This is a genomic window from Curvivirga sp. (genome assembly GCF_965219885.1).
In the GTDB taxonomy this organism is placed as follows: Bacteria; Pseudomonadota; Alphaproteobacteria; order UBA8366; family Aestuariispiraceae; genus Curvivirga.
Map to the genome: position 1 here is coordinate 80972 of NZ_CBDCOT010000009.1, position 18140 is coordinate 99111.

The window sequence follows — 18140 nt, forward strand, 5'->3', positions numbered from 1 at the left end:
AAAGTGATGTATCAAATCCTCAGTCAAAATTATTTTAGAGGGTTAAGAGTATTTCATGTTCGATATGATCATCAAGAACGGCACATGCATGACGCCGTCCGGTGCAATCAAGGCCGATATTGGTATAGTTGGCGACACCATTATGAAAATCGGTGAAATAGAGACCAAAGACAGCCGAACGATTATTGATGCTAAAGGTCTTCATGTTTTACCTGGTGTGATGGATACCCAAGTCCATTTTCGTGAACCTGGCAATGAACGAAGACTTGGAACATGGTACGCGCGGGGCCGTTTTAGGCGGCGTGACATCAGTATTTGAGATGCCAAACACCGCACCACCAACCACAAGTAAAGAAGCCCTAAATGATAAAATCAATCGTATGAAAGATCGCGCTTGGTGTGATTTTGCCTTTTACGTCGGCGGCACACCTGAAGATAATGTAAATTGGCATGAATTAGAAAGCCTGCCAGGATGTTGTGGGATAAAAATCTTTATGGGGTCATCCACGGGTAACCTGCTTGTTTCTCAAGATCATGCAATTGAGGCGATCTTGCGACAAAGTAAAAGGCGTATTGCTGTTCATTGTGAAGATGAAGAAATGCTAAAAGCAAGAAAACACATTGCCGATCAAGGTGCGCATCCGCGTTTTCATCCACAATGGCGTAATGAAGACACAGCATTAAATGCCACCAGACGATTACTTAATATTGCTAGAAAAGTTGGCAAGAACGTACACACCTTACATATCACAACACGACAGGAAGTTGAGTTAATCGCCAACTATAAAGATGTTGCAACCATGGAAGTCCTCCCACAACATCTAACCTTGGATGATAGCGCCTATGAAAGCCAGGGAAGCTATGTCCAGATGAACCCACCGATCCGATCAATTGAACATCAAAACGCATTATGGATAGCCGTCAACAATGGATTGGTTGATGTCTTAGGTTCTGATCACGCGCCACATACACATGAGGAGAAAGCGCAAACATACCCTAAAAGCCCTTCAGGTATGCCAGGGGTACAAACATTGGTTCCTATCATGCTCGATCATGTGAATAACAACAAACTCACGCTTGAGCGCTTTGTTGACCTTGTATGTCATGGGCCACAACGTGTATTCAACATTGCCCGTAAAGGAAGACTAGCTGTTGGCTATGATGCTGACTTTACGATTGTGGATATGAATAAAGAAAAGACTATTTCAAACGAACAAATGGCTAATGTTTCTGGTTGGACGCCTTTTCATGGTAAGAAAGTTAAGGGTTGGCCAACTTATACAATTATCCGTGGTAAGACCGTTATGGAAAATGATAAATTAGTAAGTAATCCCATCGGACAAACTATTAAGTTTCAAGACACGCTCAACACACGATAAGACTAATATCACTGGTTAGTGTTCAATCATAAATATCACATAAAAATTAAAAAGGACGAAGCAATCTTTGTCCTTTTTTGTATTTATGTCGGAAAATGTCATGCGATCGCATTATTTTCTTCATAGATTTAACAAATATTTACATATCGTAAACTATTTCGCCGTAGAATTACCTACAGCTAACAAACGAATTATATTCAGGTAAAGGGGTATTATTTTTTAGTTTTCAATAGACTAGATAAGAACTACCTTATTGCCCAATAATAAAAATACGAACGATTTTATTTGTGAAAGAACAGAAGGTTTCAAAATGTCCTTTTTAATGCGCATTTCCTTGGGGAAGCTTTTACCGACTATTATTATTTCGCTTGCCTTATTGTCTGCGATGGTTGTGGGTATTTCCAGTTTAATTTCTGCACAATCTGCCCTCACCCAAGGGGCTGAAGATAAACTTGCAGGCCAAGCGGTGGCTAAAACCAACACTATGAATATCCTTTTCAATCAAATTGAACAGGATATTAAGTTTTTAGCGGGTAATCCGGCGACAGCATCCGTGCTAAACGAATTCGTCACAGGATGGAACTTCCTGGATGGTGATAAATCTCAAACTTTGCAAAAGATGTTTATTACAGATAACCCCAATCCAGCTGGAGAACGAGATAAATATGAAAGCGTTGAGGGTGACCGCAGCATGTATAATGTTGCCCATTCCAAGCATCATAAATTCTATCGTGACTTTAGAAATAGCAAGGGTTATGCGGATTTATTCTTCTTTGATAAAAAAGGTAACCTCGTCTATTCGGTATTCAAAGAAACCGACTATGGTACAAACTTCCTAGAGGGCCAGTGGAAGGAAACTGGATTGGCAGACGCCTATCGCAAGGCATCTGAAATCACAGAACCGGGCCAGTTTGTCTTCACTGATTTTGAAGCCTATGCGCCAAGCAATGGTGCCGCAGCTAGCTTTATTGCCGCTCCTCTTCTTTCAAAACGTGGCCGCTTAATTGGTGTTGTCGCTTTGCAAACACCATTAAGTGCGATTAATGCAATTATGAACGAAGCAACCGGCCTTGGTGAAACAGGTGAAACTTATTTAGTCGGCCCGGATTTCACGATGCGAAGCGATTCTCGTTTCTCAGATGAAAGTACAGTTCTGACTGCTTCCAAAGAACATGATGGTGTTGCTTTGGCGTTGGCAGGTGAGATGGGTATTGATAGCTATACAAACCCACAAGGAAATGACGTAGTTTCCGCCTATGCTCCATTTACATTTGCAGGGGTTAACTGGGCAGTGATTGCAGATCAAGAACGTGACGAAGCTATTGAAGCTGCAAACGATCTACGTAATTTCATCTTAATTTTATTAGCATGCATTGTGGTTGTTGCGGCAATTATCGGTGTCGCAGTTGGCCGTAATATTGCCGGAAACATGATGTCACTCGTAGGTGCTATGGAAGGCTTGGCAGAAGATGCACGTGGCACAGAAATTCCAGAGATGGATTCTAAAACCGCATTTGGGCGTATTGCCTCTGTCCTAACTGGTTTCAAACAAAATATGATCCAAAGTGAAGAGCAAGCGTCTGAACGTGCACGTGAACAAGAAGCACGTACGCAAAAAGCACGTGAACTTGGAAATATGGTGAATGATTTCAGTGGTCAGGCAAACCAATCTTTAGGATCTGTAAATTCTGCAACCAGCGAAATGAGCTCAACGGCACAATCCATGTCCTCTTCCGTTGAACAGACCAAAGCGTTGGCAATGGATGCTGCTCGGGTTACAGAAAGTGCATCTAATAACGTGAATACAGTTGCGGCGGCTGCGGAAGAACTTGCAGCCTCCGTACAGGAAATTTCCGCACAAGTGCAACATTCCACCAGCATTTCTCAAAAAGCCGTGGATGAAACACAACGTGGTAATGATTTGGTGCGTGGTCTGGATGAATCTGCAAACCGTATCGGTGAGGTTATTACTTTAATTAACGATATCGCGGAACAAACAAACCTGTTGGCGCTGAATGCAACAATCGAAGCAGCACGTGCAGGTGAAGCAGGTAAAGGGTTTGCTGTTGTGGCGAATGAAGTGAAATCTTTGGCAACACAAACAGCAAATGCAACAGGTGAAATTTCTTCGCAAATCAGCCGCATTCAGGATGATACCAAAGAAACCGTTGGGGCAATTGAAAGCATCGATAATATCATTCAGGAAATGTCTCAAATCACGGCCTCTGTTTCTGCTGCAGTAGAAGAACAAGGTGCTTCAACACATGAGATTGCACGTAACACTCAGGAAGCTGCTGCTGGTACCAGTGAGTTATCTGCAAAAATTGCTGAAGTGAGCCAGATGTCAGAAGAAAGTAGTCATGCTACGCAATCTGTAATGGACGCGACAAATAATCTGGTAGAACAATCAGAAACATTAAAATCTGATATTGATAGTTTCCTTGATCGTGTTGCAAAACATCAAGGTTAAGTGAAACTTATCCAATTTAAAAAGGCGGGATATTTTCCCGCCTTTTCCTTTATGATTATTTAACCTGTTTCGCGCATCTGCGCGGCGCGACGTAAATCCACGGACACTAATTGTGAAACCCCACGTTCCGCCATCGTTACCCCAAATAAACGATCCACACGTGCCATGGTCATACGATGGTGAGTTACCACCAAGAAACGTGTTGTTCCAGCGTTGGACATTTCTTCCAACATCTTACAGAAACGATCCACATTGGCATCATCAAGCGGCGCATCCACCTCATCCAGAACACAGATAGGTGCAGGATTGGTCAGAAATACAGCAAATAGAAGAGAAAGCGCAGTCAATGCTTGCTCCCCACCTGACAACAGGGACATAATCTGCATACGCTTACCTGGCGGGGATGCCATAATCTCAAGACCAGCTTGAAGTGGGTCTTCAGCTTCGGTCAATTTTAATTCTGCTTCACCACCACCAAAGAGGCGAACAAATAACTCTTTGAAATGACCGTTCACTTCCTCAAAAGCAGCCAGCAGGCGTTCACGCCCTTCACGGTTCAGTGCAGAAATTCCCTGACGTAATTTAGCAATCGCCTCAATCAAGTCCTCATGTTCCACATTCATTTCATCAATACGGGTTTGCAGTTCTTTGGCTTCTTGTTCTGCACGTAAGTTAACTGCCCCCATATTTTCACGTTCACGGGTCAAACGCTCCAACCGGGTTTCAACTTCCGGACGTGGTGGTAATTCTTCATCTTCGCCAACACCACCTGTCGCAAGAACATCTTTTGGATAACATTCAAGTTTTTCCATGATTCGTTCAGCAACGTTATCAGATGCCAATTGCGCTTGTTCCACGCCCGCCTGCAAACGCACACGGGTTTCACGTACTTCTGCCAAAGCTTGCTCAGCATCTTTTAAAGCACGGTCTGCATCATACTGATATTTCTCTGCTTCCGCTAACTCATCAGCTGCAACATTGCGCTTCGCTTCAGAGAAATTAATTTGATCCAACAAAGCAACGCGTTGTTCGGCGATTTCTTCAGGGCGTGCTTCCAGAAGCATTTTTTCTTCTTCGGCTTGTTCCGCACGCATTTGCAATTCTTCCATCCGGGAAGATGTACCACTCATACGTTCTTGCCAGGATTGTTCCTCTGTTGCGATGGCACGCAGACGGTTCATCTTAACTTCGGCTTCACGATGCAAATTGTCATAAGAAGATTGTTTCTGAATAGCAATACTACGTAATTCCGCCAAATTGGCACGTAATTGATTTACCCGATCCCACGCTGTAGATGCATCTTCCAGTTCATCTAATTGGTTCTGAGATGAAGCCAATAGAATTTCTGCTTCTTCAATTTCATCTGCCACGCGTTTGGCATTGTCTTCGACATTCATTAAACGGGATTTTGCCGCAGCCGCACGACTTGCCAGTTGCGTGTGATGTTGGCGTGCTTCATTTAAACGGCCATAGGCAGCTTGCTGATTTTCGCGTGCTAAACGAGTTGCTTCTTCAGTGGAAGAAGAGGCCTCGACCGCATCTGCAAACGCTGTTTGCACGGCTTCCAATGTTTCTTCATTCAACAAGCGCATCTGTTCAAGCTTAGCTTCGCATTCAGCCTCCAGATGGTTTTTCTGAATATAGGATTGTTCCACCATTTCTTCAGCTTCAACACGTGCGTCTTTGACTAAACCTTCTAACTCTTCTAGTCGCTTCTTTTGTTCAAGTTTCTGTGCGGCCGACGATGGAACATCCGGCACAATGGTATATCCATCCCAGCGCCATAACCCACCTTCTTTGGTAACAATACGTTGTCCTTGCTTAAGCTCACCTTGCATCTTCGCTGCCGTATCAGCATTGTCTGCAACAGCCACTTGAGACAAACGTCGTGACAAAGCTTTGGGTGCTTTAACAAAATCCAGCAATGACTTCATACCGGATGGTAAGTCAAAACTCTCAGCCCCTGAAACTTCTTGCCAGCTAATAGGTTCACCAGCCTGAATAGATGCATCCAATTCGTCGCCTAAGGCCGAACCAAGCGCCATTTCATAACCTGCTTCGACAGTGATATGCTCCGCAAGAGGTTCTGCAATATCCGTCAAAGACGCCGCTAATACTTTCCCTAATGCTTCATATTCAGCTTTTAAATTCTGCAGTTTGGATTCAGCTTTATTTAACTTATCACGCCATGTTTTTTCTGTTTCCTGAAGTGCATGTCTGTTTTCAGCTTCGGTTGCATCGATGCGTTTACGCCCTTCGACTTCTTCCGATTGTAAACGATCACGTGCCTCACGCTCCGTTGCTACTGAATGTTGTAAACTTTCTTCCGCAACTTCAAGAGACTCTCGCATCACTTCCACAGCGGTTTCCGCCTCCATGACAGTTTCTTCTGCCATGTCCAATTCTTCCACCAACTCCATATCTTGTGCGAGATTCTCTTTTTCAATCGCCAATTCAGATGCACGTTCCTTCAAACGCTCAATACGGCTTGCAGCCTGCTCCCCTTGCTGCATCAACGCATTACGTTGTGCTTCAAGGCCCGCAACCTGTTCAGTTAACTGATTAAGAAGAGCTTCTTTTTCTGACACTTCTTCTTGTGCCACTTCCATCGCTTCTTTTAATTCTTCAACCATTTCCAATTGGTCAGAAGAACCATCATCCAGCATTTCTTTTTCCGACGCTAAACGTTCTAACGCCTGACGTGCATCCCCTTCCAATGCACGTTCCCGTTCCATATCCAAGGTTAATTGGCGAATACGGTTTTCCAAATCCATACGGGATTGTTGAAGACGACTTTCCTCATTTGTGAGTTCACGTTCTGCTAATTGCAGGCGTTGTAACTCTGCAGCAGCTTCCGCTTCTTTTTTACGTAATTCTGGTAGTTTTTCAGCTGCTTTTGCTTGTGAGGAAGCACCACTTGCAGCAAGTTGAGTTTTCTCATGAACAATTTCTTCAACTTCTGCCAATGCAGCACGTGCTTGAACCAATTGTTCTTCATTACTGGTCCATCGTAAATGTAAAAGAATGGCATCAAATCGGCGTATTTGTTCAGAGAGACGGCGATAACGATTTGCTTGTCGCGCCTGCTTCTGCAAGCCTTGGTTTTGTACATCTAAAGCTGCGATCACATCTTCTAATCGCTCAAGATTGCTTTCTGCTGCCTTCAGACGCAATTCAGCTTCATGGCGACGTGAATGGAGACCACGAATGCCAGCCGCTTCTTCTAAAAGTGTACGGCGTTCTGCTGGCTTTGCGCCAATGAGCGCCCCAATGCGTCCTTGGGAAACAATGGCGGTGGAATTCGCACCAGAAGCCAAATCCGCAAAGAGAAGCTGTACATCACGGGCACGGACTTCGCGTCCATTAATGCGATAGCCTGACCCCTTCCCGCGTTCAATACGGCGGGTGATTTCAAGTTCATCAGTATCGTTGAAAGCGGATGGTGCATTGCGGTCTTTGTTATCAAGTGTCAGGGTAACTTCGGCGATGTTACGTGGCGGGCGGTTGCCTGAACCACCAAAGATCACATCATCCATTTCTTTACCACGCATACGTTTGGCGGACGTTTCCCCCATCACCCAGCGCAAAGACTCAATTACATTGGATTTGCCGCAGCCGTTTGGACCGACCACACCCGTTAATCCTTCCTCAATCAGGACTTCCGTCTGATCAACGAAGGATTTGAAGCCGTGTAATCTCAGCTTCTTAAACTGCAAATCCCCTTACCCCTTTTCACAATAAAGATCGGCCCATAACCCCATTATGAGCCGATCTTGTGGTTACTTATTCAAAATAAGAATCAAGCACCTCTTCAAAATCTTCCAATGGAACGTTACCGGAAATTTTCTCATCTCCGTTCACAAAGAAAGTCGGTGTTGAATCAACTTTGTACTTTTGCATGCCTTCCTGGCGATCTTTTAAGACCGCATCAAGAACAGATTCGTCTTGCATGCATGCTTCAAATTTCTCTTCGGATAAACCTGCAAGTTTCGCAATCTTGCCAAGTTCCCCCATATAATCTTGTGCACGTGCCCATTTATCTTGTGTCTTAAACAAAGCACCAACAGCAGCAAAATATTTATCATCGGCAACACAACGCGCCATCATGGAGGCCCCTGCCGCACGTTGATCAAATGGGAAATCCTTAAATACGAATTTCACCATTCCTGTATCAACATATTTCTTTTTCAGTTCTGGCCATTTCTCATTGTGAAAAGCACCACAATGACCACATGTCATAGAGGCAAATTCCAATACAGTTACAGGTGCATTTGGATCACCAAAGATACGTGCATCATCACCATAATCGGTTGTATCAACTTCTTTCGCTTTGAAATTCGCGGCCTGTGCGGAGGAAATAAAAGATACAGATTCAAATTCCTTCAACGCAACCTCTTGTCCATTTTGAGAAGAGGAATATGCAAAATAACCACCCGCTGCGGTAACAGCAACAGCACCAACTGCCAATAGAGCCCGTAGGGACATCAAAATTCTCCTTAACCCGTGTGATACGGTTTTTATTATTTAAACCTAAATATACTGTGAGAATGGAAAAGCAAGCAACTGTCTCTTCCCACCCAACATCTATCTATGACGACTTTGTGGCAAGATTACGGCGCGCGACAGATTCCCCCAAACGCTGCAGTAATTCTCGCATTTCGGGGTTTTCCACATGGGAAAGCTGATCCTCAATTGCCTTTTTCTGGTCATCGTCCAGTTTCAGGCTTTTCTCTCGTTTTCGTGCTGTATCAGGTGCTTTTTTGCGAATCGCCTGCAAGGACCCAACCTGCTTTAATCTTATAGATGCGACAGCCCCATACCCAAAATATGTGTTAATCCGATCAATAAGCAAAGGCTCCATATGCTGTAATTCAAGCGCCATAGCACCAGTCACACGGATATGTAATACGCCTCCCATGCGTTGACCACGTTGAAATTGTAATTTCAGCGGTTGAGAAAATTGCGCTAAACGTTCTCCAACGACACGATGCCAATCCGTAATCAAGCTTACTTGACCAAACCCATATTTGCCCAAGGCACGTTTGGTTAGCCCAGGAATCATCTCACCGACAGGTCGTGTAATGGCTTTGCGTTTCGGTTTATAGGGACGTTTTTTATTGCTTTCACTCATTAGACTAATATCCCTCATCTCTTGCACAATTCCAAGGGCTAGTTTACCAATTTGGGAAACAAAAATTGACCTAAATAAAGATTGAAAAGACAGATCAGGATGGATCACGCAACTAAAACCGAAATTACACTCGGCCAGCAAATAGCCCCTCCGATGTTAGATTGGTATGATCAGCATCGACGCCATTTACCTTGGCGTCATGATCCGGACGTAAAAGCCAATCCATATTATGTCTGGATGTCCGAAATCATGTTGCAACAAACGACCGTTGCTACTGTAAAATCTTACTTTGAAAAATTCACCAATCTTTGGCCAGATATCAGCGATATGGCAAATGCCCCGCTGGAAGATATTTTACAAGAATGGGCAGGACTTGGTTATTATGCGCGTGCACGGAATTTGCACAAATGTGCACAAAGCATCATGCAGGACTTTAATGGCCAATTTCCCGAAACTGAAGCAGAGTTATTAACTCTTCCCGGCATTGGCCCTTACACGGCCGCAGCCATCGCATCAATCGCATTTAATCAACGTGCTGTCGTCGTTGATGGCAATATTGAGCGTGTTATGAGCCGCGTGTTTAAATCTTATGCGGAACTTCCAAAAGAAAGAGCTGAATTTTATCGCCTTGCAAATCTTGCAACACCGGATAGCCGCGTAGGCGATTATGCACAGTCCTTAATGGATTTAGGTGCAACCATTTGCACACCTAAATCCCCAAAATGTGCTATTTGCCCAATTCAGCCTCATTGCCTTGGCAAGTTAGAAGCCGAAGAGTTGCCACGAAAAGCACCAAAGAAAATCAAACCTACCAGAAAAGGGTTGAGCCTATGGATCACGACTTTGGATGGGTATTTACTATTGGAGCGTCGTCCAGAAAAAGGGTTGTTAGGCAAGATGCCGGGCTTACCGGGGACAGACTGGATTGAGGGGCAAGAGCCAGATATCGACGCTCTTATGCGAAAAATGCAATTCCTACCAAAACTGGAACATCAACTCGCAGAAGGTGAAGCCAAACATACCTTCACTCATTTCCATCTTTTTCTTTCCGTTGGTAAAGTCACGCTCCCCAATACTTGTGATTTACCAGATAATTACTTTTGGCTTTCGCTAGATCAATTAGATGAATTTGGATTGCCAACTGTCTTTAAAAAAGCAGTTTCCCTTGCACAGCGTTAAAATCTCCTTAAATTGAGAACAATATTGGCAAAGAACACATACAGGACTTCAAATGGACATCAATAGTTTCGGCGATTTCATGCGATTAGTTATCGAAGTTTGGCAGAATGGTTATGCCGGCGTTGATTTTGGTCGTTACATAAACGCCATTGGCATCTTTATAGGTTTCTTGTTGATTAGACGCGTTTTTACCCGCGTTGTTTTGTCACGTATTGAGGCCTTTGCCCATCGGACCAGTAACGATATTGATCGTAAGGTTCTAGAAGCCCTCAGAGGGCCATTAACATTTATCCCAATTGTAATGGGTTTCTTCTTTGCCACTCAATATCTGGATGTGAAAGGTGCTTTGGCGCCCATCTTTGAAAAAGCTACTCGATCTATGATCGTTTTCACTTTCTTCTGGGGCCTCTTCCGATTACTGGATCAATTTTCATACCTTGTTTTTGGCGCAACTAAACTAAACAAACGACTACATTCTGCGCTACTGAGCTGGATTTCCAATATTCTAAAAGTTTTAGTCGCAGCAATTGGGGCGGCTGCTATTTTAGAATTATGGGGCATTAATGTTGGAACATTGATTGCTGGCCTTGGTTTATTCGGTGTGGCTGTCGCGTTAGGTGCACAGGATCTATTTAAAAATCTGATTGCAGGTATTTTGATTTTGGCTGAAAGCCGTTTTAAAAATGGCGACTGGATTAAAGTTTCTGGTGTCACTGAGGGAACAGTCGAAAATATCGGTTTCAGATCAACGCGCATAAGACGTTTTGATAAAGCACCTGTTGTGGTGCCAAATACAGCCCTTTCCGATAACCCTGTAATCAATTTTTCTGAAATGACACACCGTCGTATCTATTGGATTTTAGGTGTTGAATATGGAACCTCCGTGGATCAGTTAAAAGAAATCCGTGATGGCATCGAAAAGCTTGTCTCCGATACGAATGTCTTTGTCTCTGCTGATGAAGCTTCCACTTTTGTACGCATCAACAGTTTTGGTGCGAGCTCTATCGATATTATGCTTTATTGCTTTACCCAAACCACCAATTGGGGAGAGTGGTTAAAAATTAAAGAACAGCTTGCATTTGACATCAAAGAAGTTGTTGAAAATGCAGGCACAGGTTTTGCCTTCCCAAGCACATCTCTTTATGTGGAGAAACTGCCAGAAGGACTTGGCAAACCTGAAGATACACCCAGCCAGTTAATTCCTGTCTTGGCAGAAGAAAAAGCGTAAGAGTTACGCCTTTATTCCACCCGCATGAATGCCGTCATTCCGCTTTTCTGATGTTCTAAGATATGACAATGGATTAACCAATCCCCTTCGGTATCCGGTTTTAAAGCAACTTGCATTTTCTCATCCGGCAAGACCAAGGCTGTATCCGTCCACCAAGGTGCAACTTCACGTTTGTTACTCTTTAATATCTGGAACGTCATACCATGAATATGGATCGGATGTGTGTGTGGCGTACGATTGATAAATTCAAAGACGTAAGATTTGTTTTTCTGCAAAACCTTAATAGGTTCATTAGGGTCACCTGCACCGTCTTTTTGCCAGACTGAGGTATTAATTGCCCAAAACTTAAAACCTAATCCCCCACAGATTGGATTAGGGACCGCTGCCTTCTCCGCGGCGGCGGAAAATTCCATTGGGATATATTCCGCATTAGATAAATCAGGACGTGGTACTGGATTATCAGGCAATGCACCAATCTCAGCCAAATCACGTTTAACAGACTGACCTTTGGCTTTGATCTTCACCACATCCCAAGGATTGTTTGAGGAATAATTTGTAATAGCAACTTCAGTACCTTCAACGTCAGGTACACGTACAGCAACATCAGCGCGTTGTCCCGGTCCCATAGCGAAATGCCTTAACGGAAATGGGTCACAAGGATGACCATCCACTGCAATGACTTTTGCCTCAGCATCTTTGGGTAAAGATAATTTATAAATCCGTGTCACATCTGTGACGCAAAGACGCAAACGTACAAGGCTTCCTGCTTGCGCTTCATAGGTCGGCTCACTCATCCAGTTTGTCGTGCGCATGGTGCCAAATGTACCTGCGCGCGCTGTTTTTCTGGGCTGATATAACTTAATAAATTGTCCATCACCACCTAATCGGAAATCCCGCAGATTAATCGGGATATCTTGATCAAAGCCCGGGTCTTCATCTTCTTCGACAATAATCATACCTGTCATACCGTAGGACAATTGATCCAAAGAATTACAATGTGGATGATACCAATAAGTCCCCGCATCATGCGGAACAAATTTATAATCAAAACTATCGCCCATATAGACATATGGCTGCGTTAGATAGGCAACCCCATCCATATTATTGGGAAGTCTAAAGCCATGCCAATGGATCGTTGTTGGTTCTTCCAGATTATTAATCAAACGACCATGAAATTCTTCACCGCGCTTCATTCGGATCGTCGGTGGGATCGTCGGACCAAAGCTATACATATTTTTTGTTTCAATATCATTCGCCCCTAATTTATGGGAAATATGTTGAGCCACAAAATCTACCCGAGGTGTCGATGCCATCAATTCTGATGTCAGAGGAATACCACTACCAACCGCTGCAGCCCCCATTCCATATAATGATCCTTTCAGGATTTGACGACGTGAATACATGATCTATGCCCCATCTAATTAAGAATGACTTGCAACTGTATACGCCTATTACTTGGAAAAGAAAATAATCTAGATCAATAGAAAAGAATTTTGACAAAGAAAAAGGGGCCCGCTTGATCAAAAGCAGACCCCATTTTAGATAACAGGTCATATTGGGCGCATCTCCCAAACCCGCTACCACTCTGGCAAGAGTTAGTTTACACGCATCTCCGATGTGACATCGGTTTTACGTGAAGCTCTTTTGCGTGACTTAGGCTCAAACTTCTCGGTCAGTGCTTGTTTCACTGCCTCACCCATGTCACTGCGAATTTTTTGACGAAGAACATCAATCGGAATTTTCTTACGACTGTCGGCTTTTACCTGCCAATATGTCCAACCATTGCAACTCGGCGCATCTTGAACTGCCGCACCTACTTTATGGATAGATCCTGTATGACTACCGGTTACAATTGTGCCATCAGCGCGAACCTTCGCCACATGTTTCTTACAAGGACTTTCAAGTTTATCCCCTGGATTTAGCAAACCTTCTTCAACCAAACGACCAAATGGGATACGAACCTCTTTGCGTTTCGGTTGGGTTACAGATACCGCTTCCAAGTCACTTGCAACCGCAACTTCGTTTAAGCGTTTCTGAGATACATCATAGTAGGATTGTTCACGTTCCAGCGCGATATATTGACGACCTAGACGCTTTGCAACAGCTGCTGTTGTGCCTGTACCAGAAAACGGATCAAGGATCACATCACCCGGATTTGTCGAAGCGATAATCACACGATGCAACAAGCTTTCAGGCTTTTGTGTCGGATGTGCTTTTTTACCATCTTCCCCTTTTAGGCGTTCACCACCACTGCAGATCGGTAATACCCAATCAGAACGCATTTGAAGGTCGTCATTCATTGCCTTCATCGCATCATAATTAAATGTATATTTAGATTTTTCGGATTTAGACGCCCAGATCATTGTTTCATGTGCATTTGTGAAACGACGACCTTTAAAGTTTGGCATTGGATTTGTTTTGACCCATACCACATCATTCAACATCCAGAAATCCAAGTCCTGCATGGTGGAACCAACGCGGAAGATATTATGATAACTACCAATCACCCAGATGGTGCCGTCTTTTTTCAAGACACGGCGCGCTTCTTTCATCCAGTCATTCGTAAATTTGTCATAGGATGCGAAACTGGAAAACTTATCCCAATCATCATCAACGGCGTCCACCTTCGAATTATTTGGACGATGTAATTCACCTTTTAACTGTAAGTTATAAGGTGGGTCTGCAAACACCATATCTACAGACTCATCAGGTAATGACTTAAGTAATTCTATACAATCACCAAGTAATACTTCGTTTAAGGGTAATTTATTCTTCATTTATTTGATCCTTACCTTGCCAGAGGAATTAAAAAGAATCATGATTCAAAGTAGAATCACCGTCAACTATCTTTTTTACTGATTCCATATATAGAATTTTTGAATCTATATTTTACTAGATATAGTTTTTACTCCATACAGTTACTTTTTACTCCCAGAACACCCACAAACTTTCCACAATTACTTGTGGATAACTTTTGGGGATAAGTTACTTATTTGAAGAGTCAGAGAAAAATCCCCAAACTTAAGCATGAGGCCAGATATTTTCATTTATATTTGACACTCTGAAAAACAGAGTTAAATTACTCTGAATTTCAGAGTAATGATTGATTGGCAGAAAGAATGGAAACTTTACACATTACAAACGGGGATGCGACAGCAAACTTAATAAAGGCAAGTAACCTTAAAGGTGACGTTTTACCTTGGCGCGATCCGATGCATCATGGCCCTTTTTCAGTTGAATCGGACCTAACGTCTGTCAGCCAAATACGCGCAAAATATTTATCCGGTTTTGGACTTAATATAGAAGATGTCATTCGTGATTTCCAATTGCGTGATGCTCATATACTTGCTGCTGATAAATATGAAGACATCATTCTTTGGTTTGAACATGATCTACTAGACCAGTTACAAATACTTCAAATACTTGATCAATTACATCAAATGCACATTGATCCATCCAAGTTATACATGATCTGTATCGATAAGCATAAAGAGATCAGTCATTTCCGCGGATTAGGGCAACTAAATACAGATCAAATTTCCAACCTATCTTCCACGAAATCAAATATTACAAATATGGATTTAGATATTGCCTCAAAAGGATGGAAAGCATTTACAAGTAATCATCCAAATGAATTACTAAGCTTTTCAAAATCTGACCACACTTCTTTCCCGTTGTTAAAAGCTGCACTATTCCGACATTTTGAAGAATACCCGAACGCACAAAACGGCTTAACACGCAGTGAATACCAACTCTTGAACCTTGTAAAAGAGGGCATAAACACACCTGTTGATATATTCCGTCAGAATATGGAGCTGGAAGACCGTCTATATATTGGGGATTGGTATAGCTATATATTAATCGAAAAATTATGTTCCGGCGAAACACCGCTTTTAACAACTCAATCTGATGAGGCTTTTTGGTTTGCCCCTAAATATGAAGCAGGACCCACACCATTTGAGGAGCAAGAACTCATCCCTACCACATATGGCAATCAGGTTTTAGAGGAGAGAGCAACAGCATTTGATAATCTGGATCGCGATGAATGGTTGGGAGGTGTTCATTTAAAATCAAGTTCCCCCTTATGGACATGGGATCAGCATAATCAAACATTTATCTTAAAGGATGTTTAGATTATGCCCCCATATCCTAAACTGGATCCCATATTCCACCAACCTGTCCGAACACGCATAGCCATATCACTCGTCATGGAGCCACGCAGCTTTAAACAGCTAAAGGCACTCTTAAACATTACAGATGGAAATCTTGATGCTCATCTGAAGAAACTAAGTAATGAAGGCTATCTACATAGCCAAATGATTACGGATGATGGACGCCCCTATACTCTCTATCAACTATCAGACAGTGGTCGTCGTGCATTTAATGACTATGAGAAAGCTTTAAGGCTTTGGCTGTCTCACCTTCAAGAAACCGACAATTCCTGAACATCAAATGTGAAACGCGGTTCTGAGATCATATCCTGCGCTTTAATAAGTGCTATTTCGTCGCTTTTCATCGCTAATGTTTCATGCAGCAAGCTATAAACAGATGCCACCATTTGTGCCAATGCCTGGTCCACTTTCTTACATTTTAAATAATGCGCAAGATATATGGCGGCAGACAAATCACCTGATCCACTAGGTTGAATATCAAAAGGAAGTTTTGGTGTTTGAACTTTAAAAACTTGATCTTTCGACACTGCAAGCATCGAGATCGTATCGGGATCATCCGAAGAGGTCTCAACACTTGTCACAATCACAACATCCGGGCCGACCTCTATCAACTTACGGGTTGCGGATATAATATCAGATATTGTTGTTAAGGAAGATCCACTTAATGTTTCCAACTCAAAATGATTGGGAATAAGAATATCGGCCTTTGGTAAAACCTCTCGACCAATGAAATCCGGGATATCCGGATGTACGTAAATGTCTTTACCTCTATCCCCCATCACAGGATCACAACAATATAGTGCAGAATTATTAGCTTCTTGAACTTGCTTTACTGCCGATAAAACAACCTCCCCTAATTCCACAGAACCCAGATATCCTGAAAGAATAGCCTCACAGGATGAAAACACCCCACGTTCCCCAATCCCTTGGATAACATCTGCAACATCTTGGGCAGGCAATACCGGCCCCTTTACGGTTGGGTAACCTGCATGATTTGAAAACAAAACTGTATTTACAGGCCAGACTTCATAGCCAAGGCGTTGTAGCGGAAAGACAGCTGCGGCATTTCCCACATGTCCATATGAGACATGACTTTGAATAGTAAGTATCGACATAAGGCGCAGCATAGCCAAAATCCAAGGCCTGTCGATTCTTATTTCAATTCCCAAATCTTGTTACTGATTGAAATAAAAGAGTAACTTGCCAGATAATAGAGCAGGTTTATACTCTCACTTCTAAGTCTATATTTATGATGAGGCCACGTTATGTCCATTGATAATCGTCCACGCCGTTCCATGCTTTATATGCCGGGCTCAAATGCCCGTGCACTTGATAAAGGACGTAATCTGAAAGTTGATACGATTATCATGGATCTGGAAGATGCGGTTGCACCTGAAGCCAAAATAGAGGCACGTCAGGAAATTCTAAATCATCTAAAAGAAGGTGGTTATGGCGATCGCGAAATTATCGTCCGGGTGAATGCCATTGATACCCCATGGGGGGAAGATGATTTACGCATCATGGCCCATTCGGGTGCCCATGCAATCATGTTGCCTAAAGTAAATACAGCAAAACGCGTTCAAAAATCGGTGGATATATTGGAACGGGCGGGCGCGCCAGATAATTTGAAAATCTGGTGTATGATGGAAACACCCAAAGGTATTCTAAATGCCAAAGATATCGCCAAATCACATAAACGTATGGCGGGCCTTTTATTAGGATTGGAAGATTTAGCAAAAGATTTACGGGTAAAACCTGATGCGGATCGTAGCCAGCTGCAATTTTCCATGCAACGCTGCATCCTTGCGGCACGTGCATATGGCCTTGCGGTAATTGATGGGGTTTATACGGATGTACATAATCTGGATGGATTGCGACAGTCTTGCGAACAAGCCTTAGCTATGGGTTTTGATGGCAAAAGCCTGATCCATCCTAAAAATCTGGATATCGCCAATGAAGTCTTTGCCCCAAGCGCAGAAGAAATAAGCCATGCAAAAGATGTCATTGAAGCTTTCGATGCCGCCAAAGCAGAGAAGAAAGCAGTTGCTTTGCTGAATGGAAAATTAATCGAAGGCCTTCATGCAAAAGAGGCCCAGCGTATACTGGACCTCTATCAAGCAATTCAAAATTCAGACAGCTAGAAACGCACCTGCATCAAGCTTTTCCTGCGCCTCTTTCGTAAATTCCGCCTTAATAAGACTATATTGTTCTTTACGTGCAAAATGACCTGAAAAATTTTCTAACGCTTCCAACAACACAGAGCAGATTTTCACCTGTTCCTCCTTTGATTTGAAAAAATATTCATCTGAAATTTTCTCATATCGCCACTTGCCAGATGCGCGACTATTCTTGCGTAATTCCTCCGCAACAACCCCAATTAACCAAACATATGTCCCATCATCTAATTTCAAACTTCCACTTTCACGCACTTCATGTGATGTTCTAAAACCTACTTTTATACCAAAGTAATTAACCACAAAACTCATGCCATGCATTCTGTCATAATCATACGCCTGAATGAAAATTTCAGGATCGTCTGTTTCAATACAGTAGGTTTCAGGATTATAGGTGAATTGCATAT

Annotated in this window: 15 protein-coding genes; 7 read left to right on the forward strand and 8 right to left on the reverse strand. The window is 42.9% G+C overall.

Features of this window, described 5'->3' with window-relative positions; all coding sequences use genetic code 11:
- Window positions 1-34: 34 nt before the first annotated feature.
- Window positions 35-205 carry a hypothetical protein gene (locus ACOQOA_RS05915; protein ID WP_420547724.1) on the reverse strand — a complete coding sequence of 57 codons (171 nt, stop codon included), beginning with the start codon at window positions 203-205 and terminating at the stop codon, window positions 35-37.
- Window positions 206-254: 49 nt separating this feature from the next.
- On the opposite strand from ACOQOA_RS05915, the gene ACOQOA_RS05920 reads away from it, so the two are divergent.
- Both ACOQOA_RS05920 and ACOQOA_RS05925 read left to right on the forward strand, forming a co-directional pair.
- Complete coding sequence (locus ACOQOA_RS05920; protein ID WP_420547725.1) at window positions 255-1379, forward strand: dihydroorotase; 1125 nt, start codon at window positions 255-257, stop codon at window positions 1377-1379.
- Between the two features lie 310 nt (window positions 1380-1689).
- On the forward strand, window positions 1690-3849 hold the full coding sequence (locus tag ACOQOA_RS05925; RefSeq protein ID WP_420547726.1) for a methyl-accepting chemotaxis protein: 2160 nt from the start codon (window positions 1690-1692) through the stop codon (window positions 3847-3849).
- A 59-nt stretch (window positions 3850-3908) separates the two neighbouring features.
- Here ACOQOA_RS05925 and ACOQOA_RS05930 read toward each other — a convergent pair whose 3' ends face one another.
- From ACOQOA_RS05930 to ACOQOA_RS05940, 3 genes are all read right to left on the reverse strand, one after another.
- On the reverse strand, window positions 3909-7565 hold the full coding sequence (locus tag ACOQOA_RS05930; RefSeq protein ID WP_420547727.1) for a chromosome partitioning protein ParA: 3657 nt from the start codon (window positions 7563-7565) through the stop codon (window positions 3909-3911).
- Between the two features lie 67 nt (window positions 7566-7632).
- Entirely contained in the window at window positions 7633-8334 is a 702-nt protein-coding gene (locus tag ACOQOA_RS05935) for a DsbA family protein (protein WP_420547728.1), read from the reverse strand.
- 103 nt (window positions 8335-8437) lie between these two features.
- On the reverse strand, window positions 8438-8980 hold the full coding sequence (locus ACOQOA_RS05940) for a DUF721 domain-containing protein (RefSeq protein ID WP_420547729.1): 543 nt from the start codon (window positions 8978-8980) through the stop codon (window positions 8438-8440).
- Window positions 8981-9079: 99 nt separating this feature from the next.
- On the opposite strand from ACOQOA_RS05940, the gene mutY reads away from it, so the two are divergent.
- Entirely contained in the window at window positions 9080-10159 is a 1080-nt protein-coding gene (gene mutY / locus ACOQOA_RS05945) for an A/G-specific adenine glycosylase (protein WP_420547730.1), read from the forward strand.
- 52 nt (window positions 10160-10211) lie between these two features.
- Window positions 10212-11387, forward strand: a complete 1176-nt coding sequence (locus tag ACOQOA_RS05950) for a mechanosensitive ion channel family protein (RefSeq protein ID WP_420547731.1) — start codon at window positions 10212-10214, stop codon at window positions 11385-11387.
- Window positions 11388-11398: 11 nt separating this feature from the next.
- Here the strand turns inward: ACOQOA_RS05950 and ACOQOA_RS05955 are convergent, their stop codons facing one another.
- Window positions 11399-12790 carry a multicopper oxidase family protein gene (locus ACOQOA_RS05955; RefSeq protein WP_420547732.1) on the reverse strand — a complete coding sequence of 464 codons (1392 nt, stop codon included), beginning with the start codon at window positions 12788-12790 and terminating at the stop codon, window positions 11399-11401.
- Window positions 12791-12982: 192 nt separating this feature from the next.
- Window positions 12983-14164: a site-specific DNA-methyltransferase gene (locus ACOQOA_RS05960; protein WP_420547733.1), complete on the reverse strand. Its 1182-nt coding sequence runs from the start codon at window positions 14162-14164 to the stop codon at window positions 12983-12985.
- Window positions 14165-14506: 342 nt separating this feature from the next.
- Between ACOQOA_RS05960 and ACOQOA_RS05965 the strand changes: the two genes are divergently transcribed.
- Complete coding sequence (locus ACOQOA_RS05965) at window positions 14507-15520, forward strand: hypothetical protein (RefSeq protein ID WP_420547734.1); 1014 nt, start codon at window positions 14507-14509, stop codon at window positions 15518-15520.
- A gap of 3 nt (window positions 15521-15523) precedes the next feature.
- Entirely contained in the window at window positions 15524-15832 is a 309-nt protein-coding gene (locus ACOQOA_RS05970; RefSeq protein WP_420547735.1) for a transcriptional regulator, read from the forward strand.
- On the opposite strand, the gene pdxY is transcribed toward ACOQOA_RS05970, so the two are convergent.
- On the reverse strand, window positions 15811-16674 hold the full coding sequence (pdxY, locus tag ACOQOA_RS05975; protein ID WP_420547736.1) for a pyridoxal kinase PdxY: 864 nt from the start codon (window positions 16672-16674) through the stop codon (window positions 15811-15813). The two genes, ACOQOA_RS05970 and pdxY, sit on opposite strands and share 22 nt — an antisense overlap.
- A gap of 150 nt (window positions 16675-16824) precedes the next feature.
- Between pdxY and ACOQOA_RS05980 the strand changes: the two genes are divergently transcribed.
- Window positions 16825-17700, forward strand: coding sequence for an HpcH/HpaI aldolase/citrate lyase family protein (locus tag ACOQOA_RS05980; protein ID WP_420547737.1), 876 nt, complete (start codon window positions 16825-16827; stop codon window positions 17698-17700).
- On the opposite strand, the gene ACOQOA_RS05985 is transcribed toward ACOQOA_RS05980, so the two are convergent.
- Window positions 17689-18138, reverse strand: coding sequence for a hypothetical protein (locus tag ACOQOA_RS05985; RefSeq protein WP_420547738.1), 450 nt, complete (start codon window positions 18136-18138; stop codon window positions 17689-17691). The two genes, ACOQOA_RS05980 and ACOQOA_RS05985, sit on opposite strands and share 12 nt — an antisense overlap.
- Between the last annotated feature and the right edge of the window lie 2 nt (window positions 18139-18140).